At 71.6% G+C, this 19422-nt stretch carries 16 protein-coding genes and 3 tRNA genes; 16 read left to right on the top strand and 3 right to left on the bottom strand.

Annotated features, from left to right (window positions below; genetic code table 11):
• Window position 1: 1 nt before the first annotated feature.
• Both ACQVFL_RS26720 and ACQVFL_RS26715 read left to right on the top strand, forming a co-directional pair.
• Window positions 2–748: an NADH-quinone oxidoreductase subunit C gene (locus tag ACQVFL_RS26720; RefSeq protein WP_431727831.1), complete on the top strand. Its 747-nt coding sequence runs from the start codon at window positions 2–4 to the stop codon at window positions 746–748.
• Entirely contained in the window at window positions 748–1713 is a 966-nt protein-coding gene (locus ACQVFL_RS26715; RefSeq protein ID WP_396690178.1) for a complex I subunit 1/NuoH family protein, read from the top strand. Before ACQVFL_RS26720 ends, ACQVFL_RS26715 begins: the two co-directional genes overlap by 1 nt.
• Before the next feature lie 113 nt (window positions 1714–1826).
• On the opposite strand, the gene ACQVFL_RS26710 is transcribed toward ACQVFL_RS26715, so the two are convergent.
• The gene (locus tag ACQVFL_RS26710) at window positions 1827–2843 is read right to left on the bottom strand and encodes a glutathione S-transferase family protein (RefSeq protein ID WP_431727830.1); all 1017 of its coding nucleotides are present in this window, start codon (window positions 2841–2843) and stop codon (window positions 1827–1829) included.
• Window positions 2844–3003: 160 nt separating this feature from the next.
• Between ACQVFL_RS26710 and ACQVFL_RS26705 the strand changes: the two genes are divergently transcribed.
• The 8 genes from ACQVFL_RS26705 to ACQVFL_RS26670 all read left to right on the top strand — a co-directional run bounded on the left by ACQVFL_RS26705 (window position 3004) and on the right by ACQVFL_RS26670 (window position 12166).
• Window positions 3004–3669 carry a NuoI/complex I 23 kDa subunit family protein gene (locus ACQVFL_RS26705; RefSeq protein ID WP_396690181.1) on the top strand — a complete coding sequence of 222 codons (666 nt, stop codon included), beginning with the start codon at window positions 3004–3006 and terminating at the stop codon, window positions 3667–3669.
• Window positions 3666–4232 carry an NADH-quinone oxidoreductase subunit J gene (locus tag ACQVFL_RS26700; RefSeq protein ID WP_396690183.1) on the top strand — a complete coding sequence of 189 codons (567 nt, stop codon included), beginning with the start codon at window positions 3666–3668 and terminating at the stop codon, window positions 4230–4232. Before ACQVFL_RS26705 ends, ACQVFL_RS26700 begins: the two co-directional genes overlap by 4 nt.
• Entirely contained in the window at window positions 4229–4597 is a 369-nt protein-coding gene (gene nuoK / locus ACQVFL_RS26695; protein WP_396690184.1) for an NADH-quinone oxidoreductase subunit NuoK, read from the top strand. The genes ACQVFL_RS26700 and nuoK overlap by 4 nt, the downstream gene beginning before the upstream one ends.
• Complete coding sequence (locus ACQVFL_RS26690; protein ID WP_431727829.1) at window positions 4594–6516, top strand: NADH-quinone oxidoreductase subunit 5 family protein; 1923 nt, start codon at window positions 4594–4596, stop codon at window positions 6514–6516. Before nuoK ends, ACQVFL_RS26690 begins: the two co-directional genes overlap by 4 nt.
• The gene (locus tag ACQVFL_RS26685; RefSeq protein ID WP_396690188.1) at window positions 6513–8051 is read left to right on the top strand and encodes a NuoM family protein; all 1539 of its coding nucleotides are present in this window, start codon (window positions 6513–6515) and stop codon (window positions 8049–8051) included. The genes ACQVFL_RS26690 and ACQVFL_RS26685 overlap by 4 nt, the downstream gene beginning before the upstream one ends.
• 236 nt (window positions 8052–8287) lie before the next feature.
• Window positions 8288–9748: an NADH-quinone oxidoreductase subunit N gene (locus ACQVFL_RS26680; RefSeq protein WP_431727828.1), complete on the top strand. Its 1461-nt coding sequence runs from the start codon at window positions 8288–8290 to the stop codon at window positions 9746–9748.
• 127 nt (window positions 9749–9875) lie between these two features.
• Window positions 9876–10751, top strand: a complete 876-nt coding sequence (gene htpX, locus ACQVFL_RS26675) for a zinc metalloprotease HtpX (RefSeq protein WP_396690191.1) — start codon at window positions 9876–9878, stop codon at window positions 10749–10751.
• A gap of 155 nt (window positions 10752–10906) precedes the next feature.
• Window positions 10907–12166 carry an MFS transporter gene (locus ACQVFL_RS26670; RefSeq protein ID WP_396690193.1) on the top strand — a complete coding sequence of 420 codons (1260 nt, stop codon included), beginning with the start codon at window positions 10907–10909 and terminating at the stop codon, window positions 12164–12166.
• 24 nt (window positions 12167–12190) lie between these two features.
• On the opposite strand, the gene ACQVFL_RS26665 is transcribed toward ACQVFL_RS26670, so the two are convergent.
• Window positions 12191–12832, bottom strand: coding sequence for a TetR/AcrR family transcriptional regulator (locus ACQVFL_RS26665; protein WP_431727827.1), 642 nt, complete (start codon window positions 12830–12832; stop codon window positions 12191–12193).
• Between the two features lie 123 nt (window positions 12833–12955).
• Between ACQVFL_RS26665 and ACQVFL_RS26660 the strand changes: the two genes are divergently transcribed.
• Window positions 12956–13777 (top strand): SDR family NAD(P)-dependent oxidoreductase, encoded by an 822-nt coding sequence (locus ACQVFL_RS26660; protein WP_431727826.1) that lies wholly within the window; start codon window positions 12956–12958, stop codon window positions 13775–13777.
• Window positions 13778–13994: 217 nt separating this feature from the next.
• Here the strand turns inward: ACQVFL_RS26660 and ACQVFL_RS26655 are convergent, their stop codons facing one another.
• Window positions 13995–14489 carry a YajQ family cyclic di-GMP-binding protein gene (locus ACQVFL_RS26655; protein ID WP_350692913.1) on the bottom strand — a complete coding sequence of 165 codons (495 nt, stop codon included), beginning with the start codon at window positions 14487–14489 and terminating at the stop codon, window positions 13995–13997.
• 148 nt (window positions 14490–14637) lie between these two features.
• Here ACQVFL_RS26655 and ACQVFL_RS26650 point away from each other — a divergent pair.
• The 5 genes from ACQVFL_RS26650 (at window position 14638) to ACQVFL_RS26630 (ending at window position 19415) form a co-directional block, all read left to right on the top strand.
• A tRNA-Tyr gene (locus ACQVFL_RS26650) sits at window positions 14638–14721 on the top strand.
• A gap of 259 nt (window positions 14722–14980) precedes the next feature.
• Window positions 14981–15682, top strand: a complete 702-nt coding sequence (locus tag ACQVFL_RS26645; RefSeq protein ID WP_431727825.1) for a hypothetical protein — start codon at window positions 14981–14983, stop codon at window positions 15680–15682.
• A gap of 939 nt (window positions 15683–16621) precedes the next feature.
• Window positions 16622–19153 (top strand): putative bifunctional diguanylate cyclase/phosphodiesterase, encoded by a 2532-nt coding sequence (locus ACQVFL_RS26640; RefSeq protein ID WP_431727824.1) that lies wholly within the window; start codon window positions 16622–16624, stop codon window positions 19151–19153.
• A gap of 91 nt (window positions 19154–19244) precedes the next feature.
• Window positions 19245–19317: transfer RNA gene (locus ACQVFL_RS26635), tRNA-Thr, on the top strand.
• Window positions 19318–19342: 25 nt separating this feature from the next.
• A tRNA-Met gene (locus ACQVFL_RS26630) sits at window positions 19343–19415 on the top strand.
• Window positions 19416–19422: the final 7 nt, after the last annotated feature.

Below are 19422 nucleotides of genomic sequence, written 5' to 3'. Positions count from 1 at the left end.
CATGACACCGGAAGAGGTCGGCCGGCGGCTCGTCACGCTGCTCGCCCCCGTCGAGGCCACCGCGACGGTTTCCGGGGGTCAGGCATACTCCCGGGCCACCGTCGACGTACCCCCGCAGCAGTGGCGGGCGGCGTTGCTCGCTGTCCGCGACGACCCGGAGCTGGCCTGCGACTACTTCGACTGGCTCTCGGCGGTCGACGAGCTGGCCGACGGCTTCGACGTGGTCGCCCACCTGTGGTCCACCACGCACCGGCACGGGGTGCTGCTGCGCACCCGGGCGCCCCGGGCGACGCCGACGGTCGACTCGGTGGTGTCGGTCTACCCGGGTGCCGCCTGGCACGAGCGGGAGACCCACGAGATGTTCGGCATCGACTTCGCCGGGCACGCCGACCTGCGGCCGTTGTTGCTGCCGCCGGAGTTCGAGGGCCATCCGCTGCGCAAGGAGTTCGTGCTCGCCTCCCGGGTCGCGAAGCCCTGGCCGGGGGCGAAGGAACCGGGCGAGTCCGAGGCCGGTGGCGGTCGGCGGCCGATCCGGCCGCCGGGCGTACCCGCACCCGGTGAGTGGGGTGTGGTGCCGACCCCGGCCGGGGCCGGGGGTGTCGGGGAGGGGCCGCGCGGCGGTACCCCGGCACGGCCAGCCCGGGAGCGTCCGGCCCGACCGGCACCGGGTACGCGCCCACCGCGTACCCCCCGATCGGCCGGTCCCGCCGCGGACCCGGCGGCGGACGGCGAGGAGGGTACGCTCTGATGCCGCTCTGGCTGGAACTGGTGATCCGCATCGGCGGGGTGGTGGCCGCCTTCCTGATCCTGCCGCTGCTGGTGGGTCAGGCCGAGCACAAGGTGATGGCGCACATGCAGGGCCGGCTCGGCCCGATGTACGCGGGCGCGTTCCACGGTTGGGCACAGCTCGTCGCCGACGGCGTGAAGTTCGTCCAGAAGGAGGACGTCACCCCGCGCGCGGCGGACCGGCCGGTGTTCCGGCTGGCTCCGGCGGTGGCCCTGGTGCCGTACCTGCTCGCCCTGCTGGTGATCCCGCTCGGGCCGAACGATCTGGTCGGGCAGCCGTTGGACGTGGGCCTGTTCTTCGTGCTGGCGGTGGTCGGCGTGGGTGTGCTGGCCGTGCTGATGTCGGCCTGGGCCTCGGCCAACAAGTTCAGCCTGCTGGGTGGGCTGCGCGGTGCGGCCCAGTTGCTCGGCTACGAGCTGCCGCTGGTGCTGGCCGCCGCGTCGGTGGCGATGGCCGCCGGCACGCTGAGTCTGTCCGGCATCGTCGAGGCGTGGCAGCCGTGGTGGCTGATCTGGCAGGCCCCGGCGATGGTGGTGTTCTTCGTGGCCGGCCTGGCCGAGATCCGTCGGCCGCCGTTCGACATGCCGGTGGCCGACTCCGAGCTGGTGTTCGGGTACATGACCGAGTACACCGGCCTGCGGTTCGCGTTCCTGCTGCTGGCCGAGTACGTCGGGATCGTGGTGATCGCCGCGCTGACCACGGTGCTGTTCCTCGGCGGGTGGCAGGGGCCGTTCGCCGACGACCAGCTCGGCTGGCTCTGGACCCTGCTCAAGGTGGCCGCCGTCAGCTTCGTGATCATCTGGTTGCGGGTCTCCTACCCGCGCCTGCGCGAGGACCAGTTGCAGCGGCTCTGCTGGTTGGTGCTGGTGCCGACTGCGCTGGCCCAGCTCGTGCTGACCGCCGCCGTACGGGTGGCGCAGATGTAAGGAAGGGACCCCTACTACCGTCTCCGGTATAGCAGGGGTCCCTTCCTGACATCTCTTCCCGCCGCCAGACGGCCCGCCGCCGCTGCACCGGAGCGCGACGGCGGGGCGGGCGGTCAGCGCAGGGGAGTGTGTGCGGGGTCGACCCGCTCGGCGGGCGGCGGGGGCGGCGGGGGCGTGCCGTCGCCGAACGGGCGACCGCCCAGCGCCTCCCGGTCGTGCGGGGTGAGCCAGTTCGACAGGTCGGGGCCGAGCGGCACCACCCCGGTCGGGTTGATGTCCCGGTGCACCTCGTAGTAGTGCCGCTTGATGTGGTCGAAGTCGATGGTGTCGCCGAAGCCGGGCGTGGTGAACAGGTCCCGCGCGTACGCCCACAGCACCGGCATCTCGCTCAGCTTCTGCCGGTTGCACTTGAAGTGCCCGTGGTACACCGGGTCGAAGCGGACCAGCGTGGTGAACAGCCGTACGTCGGCCTCGGTGATGGTGTCGCCGACCAGGTACCGCTGCCCGGCCAGGCGCTCGCTGAGCCAGTCGAGCCGGTCGAACAGCCGGTGGTACGCCTTCTCGTACCCCTTCTGGCTACCGGCGAAGCCGCACCGGTACACCCCGTTGTTGACGTCGCTGAAGACCAGCGCGTTGACCTCGTCGATCTCGTCGCGCAGGTGCTCGGGGTAGAGCTGCGGCGCGCCGGGACGGTGGTGCGCGGTCCACTCGGTGGAGAGGTCCAGGCTCATCCGGCTGTAGTCGTTGGTCACCACCTGACCGGTCGGCACGTCGACGATCGCCGGTACGGTAATGCCGCGCGGGTAGTCCGGGTACCGGGCGAAGTACGCCTGCTGGAGCCGCTCGATGCCGAGCACCGGGTCACGCCCCTCGGGGTCGAGGTCGAAGGTCCAGCTCCGCGCGTCGTGGGTCGGCCCGGCGACGGCCATCGAGATGGCGTCCTCCAGTCCCAACAGCCGCCGGACGATGATCAAGCGGTTCGCCCAGGGGCAGGCCCGGCTGACCGCCAGCCGGTACCGGCCCGCCTCGACCGGGTAGCCGTCCCGGCCGTCGACCGTGATCCGGGTGGTGATGTAGTTCTGGTCCCGGTTGAACTCGCCCTGCTCGACGTACTTCCCGCCCTCGCCCATCCCGCCCCCAAGGTGTCGCCACGTCCTCCTGCGTCCCATCATGGCCGATCATGCGCGGGCCGGCGCGGGGAGCCCGTCGGAAGCCACGGTCCGGGCCGGACGGTGGAGATCCTTCGGGTGGTGGTCGCGCGCGCCGTGGCCACAGGGCAGGATGTTGCGCATGAGCGAGCGAAGCGAGTCGGCCGGCGTACCCGGCAGCGGCCTGGTGAAGGGGCTGGCGGTCACGCTCAAGACGATGACGAAGCGCTCCACCACCCAGCAGTACCCGGACGTCGCGCCGGACCTGCCGCCCCGCTCGCGCGGGGTGATCGCGCTGATGGAGGAGAACTGCACGGTCTGCATGCTCTGCGCCCGCGAGTGTCCGGACTGGTGCATCTACATCGACTCGCACAAGGAGGAGGTGGCGGTGCCCGGCGCGGCCCGGCCCCGCCAGCGCAACGTCCTCGACCGGTTCGACATCGACTTCTCGCTCTGCATGTACTGCGGCATCTGCATCGAGGTCTGCCCCTTCGACGCGCTCTACTGGTCGCCCGAGTTCGAGTACTCCGAGTACGACATCAAGGACCTGCTGCACGACAAGGAGCACCTGGGCGAGTGGATGGCGACCGTGCCGCCGCCGCCTGCGCACGATCCGCAGGGTGAGCCGGCCAAGGAGGAGACCGCCGCCGCGCGCAAGGCCGCGGTCCCCGCCGCGTCCGCCGCCCGGCCGACCGCCCCGGCGGTACGCCCCGAGCGCCGCCCCGCCGCCCGCCCACCCGCCGCCGAGCCCGGTGCCGCAGGTGCGGGTACGCCCGAACCCGATGCCGGGGAAGGCACTCCCGCGTGACCGGGGTGGACGCCCTGCTGTTGGCTCTCGGCGCGGTGGCGGTCGGGTCAGGGGTGCTGGTGGTGGCGACCCGCCACCTGGTCCGGGCCGGGCTCTACCTGGTGGTCTGCCTCGGCGCGCTGGCCGGGATGTACCTGGTGCTCTCCGCCGAGATGGTGGCCTGGGTGCAGGTGCTGATCTACGTCGGCGCGGTGGTGGTGCTGCTGCTGTTCGCGGTGATGTTGACCCGGGCGCCGATCGGTGCCTCCGACGACCTGGACCGCCCCGGCTGGCCCGCCGCGTTGATCGGCGGCGGCGTCGGGCTGGGGCTGTCGGCCCTGCTCGTCGACGCGTACCGCTGGACCGCCGTGGAACTGCCCGAGCCGGGCAACGCCGAGCGCATCGGTGAGCAGGTCTTCGGAAGCTGGGTGCTGCCGTTCGAGGTGCTCTCCGTACTGCTGCTCTCCGCGCTGGTCGGCGCGATCGTGCTGTCCCGGCCGGACATCGGCCGGGCGTCGCGCGACCGGGCGGAGGCGTCCGACGGCGCGTCGCAGGGTGGCGCGGCCCAGGGGCGGTCGCGGTGAGACCGGTCATCCCGTACGTCACCGCCGCCCTGCTGTTCGGCCTCGGCGTCTACGGCGTCCTGCGGCGGCGTAACGCGGTGCTGGTGCTGATGGCCGTGGAGTTGATGCTCAACGCGGTGAACCTGATCCTGGTCACCGCCGACACCACGGCCAAGGCGTTGCTGCCGCACGGCGGGCAGGTCTTCGCCCTCTTCGTCATCGTGCTGGCCGCCGCCGAGATCGGGGTGGGGCTGGCGATCGTGCTCCAGCTCTATCGGATGCGGGCCAGCGTCGCGGTGGACGAGATCCCGCTGGCCGAGCGCCCGGCCGACGAGCCGACGCGGGTGACCGCCGGTCCGGCCGTGGTCGCGGAGGGGGAGCGGTGAGCGCCACGACGCTGCTGGGTGTGCTGCTGCCGGTCGTCCCGCTGGTCGCCGGACTGACCGGCCTGCTGCTGCCGCCCTCGCCGCGTGGCTCCGCCCTCGGTGCGGATCCGGCCCGCCGGGCGGCCGTCGCGCTCGGCGTGACCGGTGCGGCCGGTGCCCTCGCCCTGGCCGTGGCCCTGCTGGTCACGCTGGACGGCCCGGTGGAGGCGTCGACCACCTGGATCGACCTCGGCGGTCTCACCGTCACCCTCGGCGTACGCCTCGACGGGGCCGCCGCGCTGGTCGCGGTCGCGGTCACCGCCGTGGCCCTGGCCGTGCAGGTCTACTCGACCGGTTACCTGACCGGCGGTCCCCGCGAGGACGGGGACGTGGACCATCGCTACCCGCCGTACGCGGCCCAGATCAGCCTCTTCACCGCCGCGATGCTGCTGGTGGTGGTCTCCGGGGACCTGATCCTGCTGCTGGTCGGCTGGGAGGTGATGGGCCTCTGCTCGTACCTGCTCATCGCCCACGACCGGCGGCTGCCGGAGGCACCGGCCGCCGCGATGAAGGCGTTCCTGGTGACCCGGGTCGGCGACGTCGGCTTCCTGCTCGGCATCGCACTGCTCGGCGTCTCGGCGGGCAGCTTCCGGATCCACGAGGTGCTCGTCCACTCGCACGACACCACCACGCTCACCGCCGCCTGCCTGCTGTTGCTCGCCGGGGTGGCCGGCAAGAGCGCCCAGTTCCCGTTGCACACCTGGCTGCCCGACGCGATGGCCGGCCCGACCCCGATCTCCGCGTTGATCCACGCCGCGACCATGGTCGCCGCGGGGGTGTACGCGGTCACCCGACTGTGGCCGCTGTTCGAGGCGACGCCGGTCGCGCTGGCCGTGCTCGGCGTGATGGCGTCGGTGACGCTGCTGCTCGGCGCGCTGGCCGCCACCGCACAGGACGACATCAAGCGGGTACTGGCCTGGTCCACCGTCTCCCAGCTCGGCTACATGACCGGAGCGCTGGCCGTCGGCTCGCCGCCCGCCGCCCTGTTCCACCTGCTCACCCACGCCGCGTTCAAGGCGCTGCTGTTCCTCGCCGCCGGTGCGGTGATCCACAGCGTCGGCACCGCGCTGATGTCCCGGATGGGCGGGCTGCGGCACACCATGCCGGTCACCTTCTGGTGCATGCTGATCGGGCTCGGCGCGCTGGCCGGCGTACCACCGCTCTCCGGATTCTGGAGCAAGGAGGGCGTACTGGCCGCCGCCGCCGACGCCGTGCACGGCGACGGCCCGGCCCCGGCCTGGGTGGGCTGGCTGGTGCTGGTCTCCGGGCTGGTCGGGGTGGCGATCACCGCCTGGTACGCCACCCGCCTGCTGCTGCGGGCCTTCTTCGGCACTCTGCGCACGCCGCAGCTCCAGCCGCACGACCCGCCCGCCGCCCTGCGCTGGCCGCTGCTGGTGCTCGCGGTGCCGGCGGTCCTGCTCGGCCTGGCCGGTTTCTCCACCTGGTTCACCGACCGGCTGCGGTCCGGCGTGTCGTCCGGTCAGGCAGAGGTGTCCGAGCTGGTGCACATCGGGCCGCTGATGCTGTTGCCGCTGGCGCTGCTGCTGGCCGGGGCGGCCCTGGCCGGGCGGCGTGACCCGGCGGTCGACCCGGCCACCACGCTGGGTCCGCTGCGGCCGGTCCTCGTCCGCGCGTTCCGGCTCGACGACGTCCAGCACGCCCTGGTGGTACGCCCGACGACCGCGCTCGGTCGGCTGGCCCGTACCGCCGACGAGCGGGTGGTGGACGGCGCGGTCACCGGCACCGGCCGGGCCGCCCGCGCGCTCGGCGGCGGGCTGGGCACCCTGCACCGGGCGGCGCTGCCCCGGGCGGTCGTCGCGGTGCTGGCCGGTGCGCTGCTGCTCGGCCTGGCCGCCGTCCTGATCGGAGGAGCGGCATGACGTCCGGGGAAGTCCTGCTGGTGGCGGTCCTCGCGCTGCCGGCCCTCGGCGCTCTCGCGGTGGCGGCCACGCCACACGACCGGGGCGCGCGGGTTCTCGGCACCGTCGTCGCCGCGCTGACCCTGGTCGCGGCCGTCGCCCTGGTCGTCGGCCGGGACGCCGGCTGGTCGGCGTACCGGCCGGACGACACCGCCGGGGCGGTGCTGCCCTGGCACACGGTCGACCTGCCCTGGGTGCCCGGCCTGGACCTGCGCTTCCACCTCGGGGTGGACGGCATCTCCTGGCCGCTGGTGGTGCTCACCGCCCTGCTCACGCTGCTCTGTTGCGGCTACAGCCTCTGGCGGGTGCCGACCGGCGGCAGCGGGAAGGCACTGGTGGCGCTGCTGCTGGTGGTCGAGGTCGGCATCCTCGGCACCTTCCTCGCCCTCGACCTCGTGCTGTTCTTCCTCTTCTTCGAGGTCGTCCTGCTGCCGATGTACGCGATCATCGTCGGCTGGGGCGGCGACAGCACCGACCTGGCGGCGGTCGACGCGCGGCGGCGGGCGGCCCGGAAGTTCGCCCTCTACACGCTGTTCGGCTCGGTGCTGCTGCTGGTCGGCGTGTACGTCGTGGTGGCCGCCGCCGGCACCGCCGACATCGTGGCGCTGACCGGCGGCACCGAGCTGTCCCGCACCACCCAGCTCACCGCGTTCACCCTGCTCGCGGTCGCCTTCGCGGTGAAGAGCCCGCTCTGGCCGCTGCACTCCTGGCTGCCCGACGCGCACACCCAGGCGCCGACGGTCGGCAGCGTGCTGCTCGCCGGTGTGCTGCTCAAGATGGGCACGTACGGCCTGATCCGGGTCGCCGTCGGGGTGGCACCGGAGGGTGCCCGCTGGGCGGCACCGGTGCTCGGTGTGCTCGCCGTCGCCGCCATCCTGGTCGGCTCGCTGGTCTGCCTGGCACAGAGCGAGCTGAAACGGCTGATCGCGTACTCCAGCGTGGGGCACATGGGCTTCGTGCTGCTCGGGATCGCCACCCTCACCGCCACCGGCATCCAGGCGGCGCTGATCGGCAACGTGGCGCACGGCATCATCACGGGCCTGCTGTTCTTCCTGGCCGGCGCGATCAAGGACCGTGCCCACACCGGGGCGCTGAGTGAACTGTCCGGGCTGCGGGAGACCGCACCCCGGCTCTCCGGGCTGCTCGCCTTCGCGGCGGTCGCCTCGCTCGGGCTGCCCGGCCTGGCCGGCTTCTGGGGCGAGGCGTTCGCCGTGGTCGCCGCGATCCAGGTGGGCGGCGCACTCTGGACCACGCTGGCCGTGCTGGCCGCGATCGGCGGGGCGTTGACCGCCGCGTACCTGCTGCGACTGTTGCGTCGGGTCACCCACGGGCGACCCACACCCACGGTCAACGCCCTCGGCCCGGGGATCGCTGGGGCCGAGTTGGCCGCCTGGGCACCGCTGGTGCTGCTGACCCTCGCCGTCGGACTGGCTCCGACCCTGGTGCTGGGCGTCGCCGAGGCACCGGTGGCCGCCCTGGTGGGAGTGCTGCCATGAGCGAGCGTCAGCGAGTGAATCGTCATTGCAGGGCGTTGGTGTCTCGTGGCGGTACGGAGCGGAGCGGAGTGCCGGCATGAGCGAGCGTCAGCGAGTGAATCGTCATTGCAGGGCGGTGGTGTCTCGTGGCGGCACGCAGCGGAGCGGAGTGCCGGCATGAGCGAGCGTCAGCGAGTGAATCGTCGGTACAGCGCGGTGGTGTCTCGTGGCGGCACGCAGCGGAGCGGAGTGCCGGCATGAGCATGGTGCAGAGTGTCGATCACGTCGCGTTGCTCCCGGCGTACCTGGCCGCCGGGACGGCCGTCCTGGTGCTCCTGGTGGACCTGCTGCTGGCCCGTCCGGCGGCGACGGTGGCCACGGCGGTCACCGGTGCGGTCGCCACCGCCGTGGGGGCGGCGGCGGTCGGGACGCTGCCGGATCGGCGGACGTTCTGCGTCGGCGCCGACTGCTCGTACGTCTTCGGTGGCCGGGCCGCACTGGTCGCGGCGCTGGTGGCGTTGCTGATGGTCGGGGTGCTGGCGCTGTCCGGGTCGGTGCTGCGCGACGGGCGTACGCCGGTGGGGGAGTACTGCTTCCTGCTCGCCTGCTCGATGACCGGTGGCGTGGTGCTCGGCGCGGCCGGTGACCTGATCACCCTGATCGTCGCGGTGGAGGTGCTCACCCTGCCGCTGTACGTGCTGGTGGGGCTGCGCCGGGGCAGCCTGGCCAGTGCCGAGGCGGCGGTGACCTTCTTCGTGGTCAGCGTGGTGGCCACCACGCTGACGCTGCTCGGTGCCGCGCTGCTCTACGCGGTCACCGGCGCGCTGCACCTGGAGCGGCTGGGCGGGCTGCTCGCCGACGGGGCACTGCTCGACGTGCCGCTCACCACGGTGGCGGTGACGCTCGTGGTGGCGGGACTGGCGTTCAAGGTGGCGGCGGTGCCGTTCCACGTCTGGGCCCCGGCCACCTACGACGGCGCGCCGCTGCCGGTGGCCGCGTACCTGTCGACGGCCTCGAAACTCGGCGGGGTGGTCGCCCTGCTGGCCGTGGTGCAGCACGCGTTGCCGGCCGAGGTGACCGGCCCGGTGCTGGCCACGGTCGCGGTGCTGACCATGACGGTGGGCAACCTGGTGGCGCTGCGCCAGCGGCGTACGGTGCGGTTGCTGGCCTGGTCCTCGGTGGCGCAGGCCGGGTACATCCTCGCTCCGCTCGGCGCGCTGGCCCTGGCCGATTCCGACGCGCGCACCGGTGCGTACGCGGCTGCCCTGGCGTATGCGGTCTTCTTCGTGGTGTTGGAGCTGGCGGCCTTCGCCGGGGTGGTGGCGCTGCGCCCGGCCGGCGCGGACGGCGGCACCCTGGACGACCTGCGGGGTGCGGCCCGACGGCACCCGTGGATCGGTGGGGGCCTGGCGTTCGCGCTGGTCGGGTTGGCGGGTCTGCCACCGGCGCTGGCCGGGCTGTTCGCCAAGGTGACGGTGGTCCGTTCGCTGCTCGGCGGCGAGGCGAACTGGCTAGCCCTGGTGGTGGCGCTGAACGCGGTCATCGGCCTGGCCTACTACCTGCGCGTCGCCGCGTCGCTCTACGGGCCGCCCGGAGATACCGCCGCGCCCGCCGTCCGGCCGGGACGGGCGGTGCTCGCCGCGCTGGCGGTGGCGACACTCCTCGCCGTGGTGGTCGGGTTCGCGCCGCAGGTCGTGCTGGATCTCGCCGGGGGCTGACCGCTACCGCACTCCTTGGTCATGACTGCCGTTCAGGTAACTCTCAGTCATGAAGCGGATGGTTAACGGGTACCGGGTTGTTGTACCGGTCAGCGGATCCCGTCATCCGTGCACCGAAGGAGTGATCGTGCACCACAACCGTCTGAAGACCGCCGCGTTGCTCGGCCTGCTCACCTCGCTGATCCTGGCGGTGGGTTACTGGTTCGGCGGCAGTGGCGGACTGGTCGTCGCCGTCCTCGTCTCGCTGGCGATGAACGGTTTCACCTACTTCTACTCGGACAAGCTGGCGTTGCGCTCGATGCGGGCGCAGCCGGTCACCGAGGCGCAGTTCCCGGAGCTGTACCACATGGTGCGGGAACTGGCCGCCGAGGCGCGGCAGCCCATGCCCCGTCTCTACGTGAGCCCGACCGCCCAGCCGAACGCGTTCGCCACCGGGCGCAACCCGCAGAACGCGGCGGTATGCGTGACGCAGGGGATCGTCGAGATCCTCGACTACCGCGAACTGCGCGGCGTGATCGGCCACGAACTGTCCCACGTCTACAACCGGGACATCCTGATCTCCAGCGTGGCGGCCGGTCTGGCCGGCATCATCACCATGCTGGCCAACCTCGCCCTGTTCATCCCGCTCGGCGGCAACAGCGACGAGGACGGCCCGAACCCGGTCGTGTTGCTGCTCACCATCATCCTGGGCCCGCTCGCCGCGACCGTCATCCAGCTCGCGATCAGCCGCAGCCGGGAGTTCCAGGCGGACGCCTCCGGTGCCGAGCTGACCCGCGACCCGCTGGCCCTGGCCAGCGCGCTCCGGAAGATCCACATGGGCACCCAGCGTCGGCCGTTGCCGGCCGAGGGCCAGCTCACCAGCACCGCCCACCTGATGATCGACAACCCGTTCAAGGGCGGTGGCATCTCCGCCCTGTTCGCCACGCACCCCCGCATGGAGGAGCGTGTGGCCCGGCTGGAGCAGATGGCCGCCCAGAGCGGCCCGGTCCGCTACCAGCGCTGACGCACCACCCAACCCCTTCGCCGCCCGCGCCGGGTCACCCGGCGCGGGCGGCGCTTCGGTGCGGCCTGTGAGCGCGATAACCATGTTGACCGACGCCACCGGGGCGTTAGGGTCTAAACGAATCTGGCTCATTACATCAGCGGTGGGGGTAAACGGTGGTCGGGCTGCGCCGGTATCTGAGCGTCTGGCAGATCCCAGGGGCACCGACCCTGCTGGTCACCGGCATCCTCGGGCGACTCGGGATCGGCATGACGCCGCTGGCGCTGCTGCTCGTCGTGGAGCAGGTCACCGGCCGGTACTCGCTGGCCGCCCTGGCCGGCGGCTGCTACGCCCTCACCGGTGCCGCGCTCAGTCCGGTCGCCGGACGGATCGCCGACCGGATCGGCCCCACTCCGGTCCTGGTCGGCACCGCGATCGCCCATCCGCTGGCGCTGATCGGGCTGCTCCTGTCGGCCCGCTCCGACACCGTGCCCTTCGCGTGGGTGCTGGTGGCCTCGGCGCTGGCCGGTGGGTCGTACCCGCCGTTGACCGCCGCCATCCGGGGCGCCTGGAACGACCTGACCAGTGTCTCCTCGGGCCGCTACCACCTGCGTAACACGGCTCTCGCCGCAGAGACGACGCTGTTCGAGATCGTCTTCGTGCTCGGCCCGCTGCTCGTCGCCGGCTTCATCCTGTTCGCCGACGCCGGAGCGGCCCTGATCGGCGCGGCCGTCGTCACCCTCGTCGGCACCGTGGCGGTGGCGCTCGGCAGCACCATGCGGGGCTGGCAGCCGCACTCCCGTGAGCACCGCACCCGAGGGCTCGGCCCGCTACGGGTCCCCGGCTTCCCGGCGCTGCTGCTCTGCGTGGCCAGCCTCGGCATCGCGTTCGGTGCGACCGGTGTGACCGTGCCGGCGTTCGCCACCCGCTACGCCGCCGGCGACCCGGACAGCCTCGCCGGTGTGCTGCTGGCCGTCTGGGGGATCGGCAGTGCGATCGGCGGGTTCTGGTTCGGCCTGCGTCGTCCGGCCCGGAACATGACCCGCCAGTTCGCCTGGCTGCTGGGCGGGGTGGCGAGCAGCTTCGTGGTGTTCGCCGCGATGCCCACGGCGGGCGCGCTGGGCGTCGCCCTGGTGATCGGTGGTGCCACCATCGCGCCCGCACTGACCCTGGAGAACACTCTGGTCGGGCGGATCTCCCCGCTGGGCATGCTGAACGAGGCGTACACCTGGGTGGTGACCATGTCGGTCGGCGCGAGCGCGGCAGGCGGTGCCGTCGCCGGCCTGATCGTCGACCAGGCCGGCGGGGTGCCCTGGGCCTTCCTGTTCGCCGGTGCGGCGGTCGCCGTCGGGGCCGGGGTGGCGGCCCTGCCCGGCGGCCCCATCGCCCGCGCCGAGGCCGAGGCGGTACGCCTCGAAGCGCCGGTCACCGTCTGACCGTGCCCCGAACGCCCGTCCACGTCAGGGGCGCAACGCGCGGAGCACGTGCGCGACGAGTGCGTCGGCATACTCGTCGGTGAGTGGCCCCAGGCGGAGCAGCCACCGCTGGTACAGCGGCGCGTAGAGCAGTTCGAGCGCCAGGTCCAGGTCGGCGTCGGCGCGGATCTGCCCGGCCCGCTGCGCGCTGCGCAGCCGCTCCCGCTTGGCCTCGTCCACCGGAGCCGCCAGCCGTTCCCGGTACTGCGCGGCCAGCTCCGGATCGGCGGCGATCTCCAGGTTGAGCGCCCGGATCGGTGCCTCGAACGCCGGGTCGGCGAACTCCGCGACGGTGGCCCGCAGCACCGCCCTCAGGTCGGCCTCGATGTCCCCGGTGTCCGGCAGCACCACACCGTTGGCCTCCTCGCTCAACGCCAGGAACGCGTCGAAGACCACCGCCCCCTTGGACCGCCACCACCGGTAGATCGTCTGCTTGCCGACGCCCGCCCGTGCCGCGATGGCCTCGATGGAGAGCTTCGCGTACCCGACCTCGGAGACCAGCTCCCGCGTGGCCGCCAGCACGGCCTGCCGGGATCGTTCGCTGCGGCGCGCCGGGTCCGGACGCTTCGGTGCCGGTGCGTGGGCTGCGGCCTGGGTCGGGTCGGTGTTTCTCGGGGGCGGGGACATGGGCTTGAGCATATCGAGAGTGAAACGAGACGGTCCGTCTTGACGGATCGGTGTCGGCGGAGCAGACTCGATCCGTCAAGCGAGACGGGACGTCTCGTCTCATGCGATCAGGGGAGGTGCGGGGTGACAGATCCTCGCGTGTGGTTCGTCACCGGAGCCAGCCGTGGCCTGGGCCGGGCGGTCACCGAGGCCGCTCTGGCTGCGGGGGACCGGGTCGTCGGGGCGGCCCGGGACGTCGGCCCGCTGGCCGAGTTGGTCGCGCGCCACCCCGACCGGCTGATCGCGCTGCCCCTGGACGTCGCCGACCGGTCCGCCGTCGCGGGGGCGGTGGACCGTGCGGCCGAGGCGCACGGCCGGCTCGACGTCGTCCTCAACAACGCCGGCGGGATGCTGCTCGGCATGTTGGAGGAAGCCACCGAGGAACAGATCCGGCAGCACTTCGACGTCAACTTCTTCGGCGCCGTCTGGGTCACCCAGGCCGCCATCCCGCACCTGCGCGCCCAGGGCGGCGGTCGCCTGCTCCAGGTCACCTCGATGGGCAGCGGAGGCGGCGTGGCCTCCGTCGGCTTCTACGCGGCCGGCAAGGCCGCACTCGACGCGCTCAGCCAGTCCGTGGCGATGGAACTCGCGCCCTTCGGCATCAGGGTCAGCATCGTGCAGCCCGGCGGCTACGACACCGGCCTCTACACCTCGGGCACCACCACGACCGAACCCCAACCGGCGTACGCGCCGTTGCGCGCGAAACTCGCCGAACTCTGGGGCGACGACGCGGGCCCACCGCCCGAGACCGCCGTACCGGTCATCATGCAACTGGTCGACCTGCCCGAGCCGCCGCTACGCCTCATCGTCGGCAGCGACTCCTACGACATCGTGCAGCAGATGGAGCAGGCCAGAGTCGACGAGTACCGAGCCTGGGAGACTCTCAGCCGCCAGGCACCCGGCTGAGCCGCGCGTACCACCACCGCACCGCGACGCCTCGCGCCCGGCCCGGATCGGCGGTGCGGTTCGAGGCAGGGCAGCCGAAGCCGATCTGGCCAGCCCGACCGGCTGGGGCGGCAGCGCCGTCGGCAGTGTGGACGCGGCACGGGGCGGCCGGCGGAACACCGCCCGCCGGCCGCCCCCGGGTGCTCCTCGGGGGCGGCCGACAGCGTGGGCCACTGCCTCAGCGGTAGTTGTTGAACTGCAGGGCGACGCCGAAGTCCTCGCCCTTGAGCAGCGTGATGACGGCCTGCAGGTCGTCCTTCTTCTTGCCGGTGACCCGAAGCTGGTCACCCTGGATCTGCGCCTGGACCCCCTTGGGACCCTCGTCGCGGATCTTCTTGCTGATCGCCTTGGCCTTCTCCTGGTCGATGCCCTGGATCACCTTGGCATCGATCTTGAAGATCTTGCCCGACGGGCGCGGGTCGCCCGCGTCCAACGACTTCATCGAGATGTTGCGCTTGACCAGCTTCTCCTTGAAGACGTCCAGCGCGGCCCGCACCCGCTCCTCGGTCTCCGCCTGGAGGCTGATCGCCTCCTCGCCCGACCAGGAGATCTCCGCGCCGGTCCCCCGAAAGTCGAACCGCGTCGCGAGCTCCTTCTCCGCCTGGCGAAGGGCGTTGTCGACCTCCTGGCGGTCGACCTTGCTCACGATGTCGAACGACGGGTTCGCTGCCATGCTCATGCTCCTGCTGTCTGGCTGGTTTGTGATCCTTTGCCCCCGATGCCCAGGGGTACGACTCCCTGACGGTACCCGGTTGCGGCCGAGCCGGGAGTAGCCGCTATCCTTGCTTCCGCTGCTGCGCCACGGCGCGGTGGCACGCCCTGGCGGGTTGCCCGAGCGGCCAATGGGAGCGGACTGTAAATCCGTCGCGAAAGCTACAGAGGTTCGAATCCTCTACCCGCCACCAGGTGCGAGAACGGCCCCCGACCAACAGAGATGCTGGTCGGGGGCCGTTCTCGTCGAGCTAGCTCCGTCCGGCTGAGTCCAGCCCGTTGCGCCCTGAGCGACTTCCTGGGCCGAGTCCTTGCCGTCGGGAATTGATGCGGGCTGTCAGGATCCTCGTCGTGAGGCAACTCCCCGCCTGTCGTCGGTAGCTGTGTGCCCGGCGCCGTAGCAGGCAGGGCGGCCCGCCGCCGGCTGGCGCACCGTGAGGTCGAGGAGGTTGCGTGGGCACTCGGTTCGTCCGAGCGGGGACGGCGGGCATCCTTGTTCTGGCACTCGCCGCCACCGGCTGCGATTCGCCGTGCCGGGCCAGTGGCCAGCTTGGCGATGACGTGTTTGTCCAGACGGGCAGCTACGGCTGGGGAGGATCCTTCGCTGTCGGTCATCGACTCACGGACGGCGTCACAATCGTTCGGATCGACAAGGGGCCGGTGACGATCAAGAGCATCGAGCCGGTCATGCACGGTGGCTCGGCTCGTCTGCTCGGTGCCCAGGTGCGGTTGCTGACTGCGTCCCGAGGATCACCCGTGGTGGACTCCGAGGGCTGGCCGCCGGCTCACCCTGACCTTGACGGTGCGGAGGATCCGGCCGGGTTCGTCATTCCCGGTCCGGCTGCCGCTGATCCGGTCGACCATCCCCACGGCACCGTGCACATCGAGATCCTGCTCGGTTACGAGTTCGTCGGGGAGGGCCGGACGGTCCGACGCGGACTGAACGTGACGTACGAGACCGGTGGCCGGCAGCGGAAGGTCTTCCTGGGGAGCTACATGGCGGTGTGCGCGCCTGCGGCAGTGCCATGCCAGCACGAGGACGAGAACGGGCCGGTGCCACTCGCGGCTCATGTCACCCCGACCGGCGGCCTCCTCGACCTTCGGGGGCGTTCTCCGCGACTCCACACCTTTATCGAAGTACGGAATCGGGTTTGATAATGCGGAAGCCGTCGGTACCTCCGGCCGGTCGAGGTCGGGTAGCGGTGAACCGGGAAGGTCGTATTTTTCGTCCGGCCGCTGGTCAGCGAGGACGCCGAATGTCTCCGACGGTGGGAGCGGGTACCCGACAGATCAACTGGCGGCACCGATGAGCAGCACCTTCGCGCAGGTTGGCACGATTCGGCCATCCATGGGGGTGACTGCGATGGTGTGTTCGGCCTACTCTGGGTTCGTGCAGCTCCACAGCGTGCCGTTCGCCCCTGCGGCGTGGGTGTCGGGGTGGCGGGGCTCTGCCTGGTGATCCGGCTGGCTGGTTCGGCACGCGATGGAGGACGCGGACCGACGCGGGGCGGAAGAGCGGTCGCAAACGCGGGGTGACTGATCGCTCACGGTGGTGCGATTGGAGGTCTTCCGCCATTCCGCAATATCCGGTCAAAAGTATTCTTCGCCATTGTCCGCTAGATCCGCTACGCCACCTAAGTAGGGAATGGGTAGTTGGTGTCTTCTTCTTCGGTGGCAACGGCGCTGCCAGCGCTGACCTGCCCGGACGTTGTAGGGCACGGGTACGTAAGTGCGGTGCCGGACGACATCCGGACCAACATCAGGTCTGTGAACTTTCCACCGGCCGACTCGCTGTGGCACCATCGTGGGACCTCCATCGCGTTCCCATCACCCCACTCAGGAGCACAGATGTCTGCTCGACGTTTGGGCCGGCTACTCGGCTCCCTCTTGCTCGTTACCGGCCTGGTTCTCGCGACGAGCACGGTCGCGGAGTTCGATGTCAGGGCGAATGGTCTCGAGTGGAACATGCCGACGCTAGGGTCGCTGATCCCCTGACGGGACTTTCCGCCGGCCCCGTTGCTGCCCGGCCCGCAGCACCCGGTGCTGGGTCCGGGCATCTCCGGGATCCGCTGAGTTCAGGTCGCTAGGGGAGCCATGACGCCTCGCCCCCGCCCCATCCGACGGCGGACGGAGTACGCCTGGCTGGTCACCGGGCCGTTGGCGCTCGGTGCTGTCGTCTTCTCGCTGATCCTCGGGCTGACGACGTCCCCCGCCCTGGGGGACTGGCCGATGACGTTGCTGCTCACGGTGGCGATGGTGGCCGCCGCGCTGCCGACCATCAACGTCGTGGTGCGACGTCAGGCGCTCGCCGCCACGCCGACCGAGATCCCGCTGGTCGTCGCCCTCTATCTGCTGCCGCCGCTGTCGGTGGTGCTGGCGTACACGGCCGCCGCCATCGTTGTGCAGATCCGGCGCAAGCTGCTGCCGGCGAAGTTCTGGTTCAACGTCGCACTCGCGGCGATCGCGACCTCGCTGGCGACCGTGGTTTACCACGTTCTGCCGCAGCCGGGTGGCGTCGGCCCGGGTACCTGGGCGGTGCTGACCGCCGCCGTGGGTACGCACACCCTCGTCGCGCTGGCCGCCGTGGTCGCGGTGGTCTCCGTGGTGCAGGGCTGGCAGGCCGGGCGGGAGATGCTGCGGGCCGCCCCGCCGATGCTGCTCGCGGTCACGATCAACCTCGCGATCGGCCTGGTGATCATCATCGCGCTGGAGGGCACGCCCTGGGCGGTCTTCCTCTTCGCCGGTCTGGGTATCGCCTTCGCCCTGGTCTACGGCTCGTACGCGCAGTTCTTCCGGCAGCACCGCACGGTCGCCGAGATGTACGAGTTCACCAAGGGGATCACCGAGAGCGGTCCCGACGGCAACCTCATCGACGCGTTGCTGGTCCGGATCCGCAGCCTGATGCAGGCGGAGTCCGCCACCCTCTGGTTGCCGGCCCAGGGCCGTCACCCGGAGGTGCTGCTGACCGCTCAGGAGGGCAAGCCCGGCCTGCTGGACTCCACGCTCAGCCCGGCCGCGTTGCGGGACGTCGCGGTGGCCCGGCAGGAGACCGTGGCGGTCAGCGCTCGGCTGGGCGGCGACGACCCGGAGTTGCGCGACGCGCTGGGGTCGACCTCGGTCAAGGACGTGATCGTGGTGCCGCTGCGGTCCGGCAAGGCGATCATCGGCACCCTTGAGGTGACCAACCGGCTCGGCGACACCAACTCGTTCCGGGCCGCGGACGTGACGGTCTTCGAGACGGTGGCGGCACACGCGGCGGTCGCGCTGGAGAACTCGCGTCTGGTCGACCGGTTGCGGCACGACGCGTACCACGACGGGCTCACCAAGCTGCCCAACCGCCGCCGGATCCTCGGCGCACTGACCGAGGCGGTCCGGATCCGGGCCCCCGGCGAGGTCGTCGCGCTGCTGCTCTTCGACGTCGACCGGCTGCGCCAGGTCAACGAGTCCCTCGGGCACGCCGCCGGGGACAAGGTGCTGGTCGAGGTCGCCGATCGGCTGCGCGGATGCGTACCGTCGGCGGCCCTGGTGGGTCGGGCCGGCGGCGACGAGTTCCTGGTGACCCTGCGCCTGGAGAGCGCCGAGGCGGCGGTGGAGCTCGCCGGCCAGCTTCGCGAGCAGATCCGGGACGAGATGGTCTTCGACGCCCTCACGCTGGACGTGGACACCGCCGTCGGCGTGGTGGTGCATCCGGATCACGGCAGCGACCCGGCGACGCTGCTGCAACGGGTGGACGTGGCGGCGTCGGCGGCGAAGTCGGTCCCGGGCAGCGTGCAGCTCTACACGCCGGCCCTGGAGTCGCGGGCGCTGCACCGGCTGGGTCTCGCCGGTGACCTGCGCAGCGCTCTGGACAACGGCGAGCTGGAGATCTACTACCAGCCGAAGGTGACGTTGCGCGACCGGCGTCTGGTGGGGGTGGAGTGCCTGGCCCGGTGGGAACACCCGACCCACGGCACGGTCGCGCCGCAGGACTTCGTCGCGGTGGCCGAACACACCGGCCAGCTCGGTCGGCTCACCGAGTTCGTGCTGCGGGAGGGGCTGCGCCACAGCCGCGACTGGGCACACGGCGGCCAGTCGCTCGCCGTCGCGGTCAACATCTCCGCGCGTACGCTGAACGACCAGCACTTCCCGGAGCGGGTACGTGAGTTGCTGGCCGAGTACGACGTACCGGCGCAGTTGTTGACCCTGGAGATCGAGGAGGCCGGGGTGCTGGACGGCACCGACCGGCCCATCCCTACCCTGCGCCGCCTGCGGGACCTCGGCGTACGGCTCTCGGTGGACGACTTCGGCACCGGCAGTTCGTCGCTGGCCCACCTGCGCCGGTTGCCGGTGCACGAGGTCAAGGTGGACCACTCCTTCGTCCAGGGCATGGCGACCGATCCCGGTGACCTGGCGATCGTCAACGCCGTGGTGACTCTCTCCCAACAGTTCGGCCTGACCGTGGTGGCCGAGGGGGTGGAGAGCGAGCTGACCCTGGAACTGCTCCAGGACATCGGCTGTGAGATCGGCCAGGGATTCCTGTTCAGCCGCCCGTTGCCGTACGAGCGTCTGGAGGCCTGGTTCGGCGCCCAGGTCGACCCGGAGTCGATCACCGACCACGAGCTGCCGCGCCTGCGAGTGGTGCCCTGAGCTGTACGTACGGCGTGCCTGGGGATCCGATTTCACCAGCGAGGTGGGGCCGTGTACTCTTACCTCTGCGCGGCACCGAGTGATCGCGCAGGCCCCCTTAGCTCAGTCGGCAGAGCGTCTCCATGGTAAGGAGAAGGTCTACGGTTCGATTCCGTAAGGGGGCTCAGAGGGCCCGGCTGGGCCCACCACGGCGGTGTAGCTCAGATGGCAGAGCAAGCGGCTCATAATCGCTGTGTCGCCGGTTCAAGTCCGGCCACCGCTACTCTCGT

Origin of the sequence: Verrucosispora sp. TAA-831, from assembly GCF_050780145.1 — a bacterium.
Taxonomy (GTDB): domain Bacteria; phylum Actinomycetota; class Actinomycetes; order Mycobacteriales; family Micromonosporaceae; genus Micromonospora.
The sequence above is the reverse complement of the archived record's forward strand: the minus strand, read 5'-3'. Positions and strand labels throughout refer to the sequence as shown.

Bases quoted from the DNA above. Each gene is read 5' to 3' on its own strand.
- ACQVFL_RS26720 (WP_431727831.1), top strand. From the start codon at position 2: ATGACACCGGAAGAGGTCGGCCGGCGGCTCGTCACGCTGCTCGCCCCC.
- ACQVFL_RS26715 (WP_396690178.1), top strand. From the start codon at position 748: ATGCCGCTCTGGCTGGAACTGGTGATCCGCATCGGCGGGGTGGTGGCC.
- ACQVFL_RS26710 (WP_431727830.1), bottom strand. From the start codon at position 2,843: ATGGGCGAGGGCGGGAAGTACGTCGAGCAGGGCGAGTTCAACCGGGAC.
- ACQVFL_RS26705 (WP_396690181.1), top strand. From the start codon at position 3,004: ATGAGCGAGCGAAGCGAGTCGGCCGGCGTACCCGGCAGCGGCCTGGTG.
- ACQVFL_RS26685 (WP_396690188.1), top strand. From the start codon at position 6,513: ATGACGTCCGGGGAAGTCCTGCTGGTGGCGGTCCTCGCGCTGCCGGCC.
- ACQVFL_RS26680 (WP_431727828.1), top strand. From the start codon at position 8,288: ATGAGCATGGTGCAGAGTGTCGATCACGTCGCGTTGCTCCCGGCGTAC.
- ACQVFL_RS26665 (WP_431727827.1), bottom strand. From the start codon at position 12,832: ATGTCCCCGCCCCCGAGAAACACCGACCCGACCCAGGCCGCAGCCCAC.
- ACQVFL_RS26655 (WP_350692913.1), bottom strand. From the start codon at position 14,489: ATGGCAGCGAACCCGTCGTTCGACATCGTGAGCAAGGTCGACCGCCAG.
- ACQVFL_RS26640 (WP_431727824.1), top strand. From the start codon at position 16,622: ATGACGCCTCGCCCCCGCCCCATCCGACGGCGGACGGAGTACGCCTGG.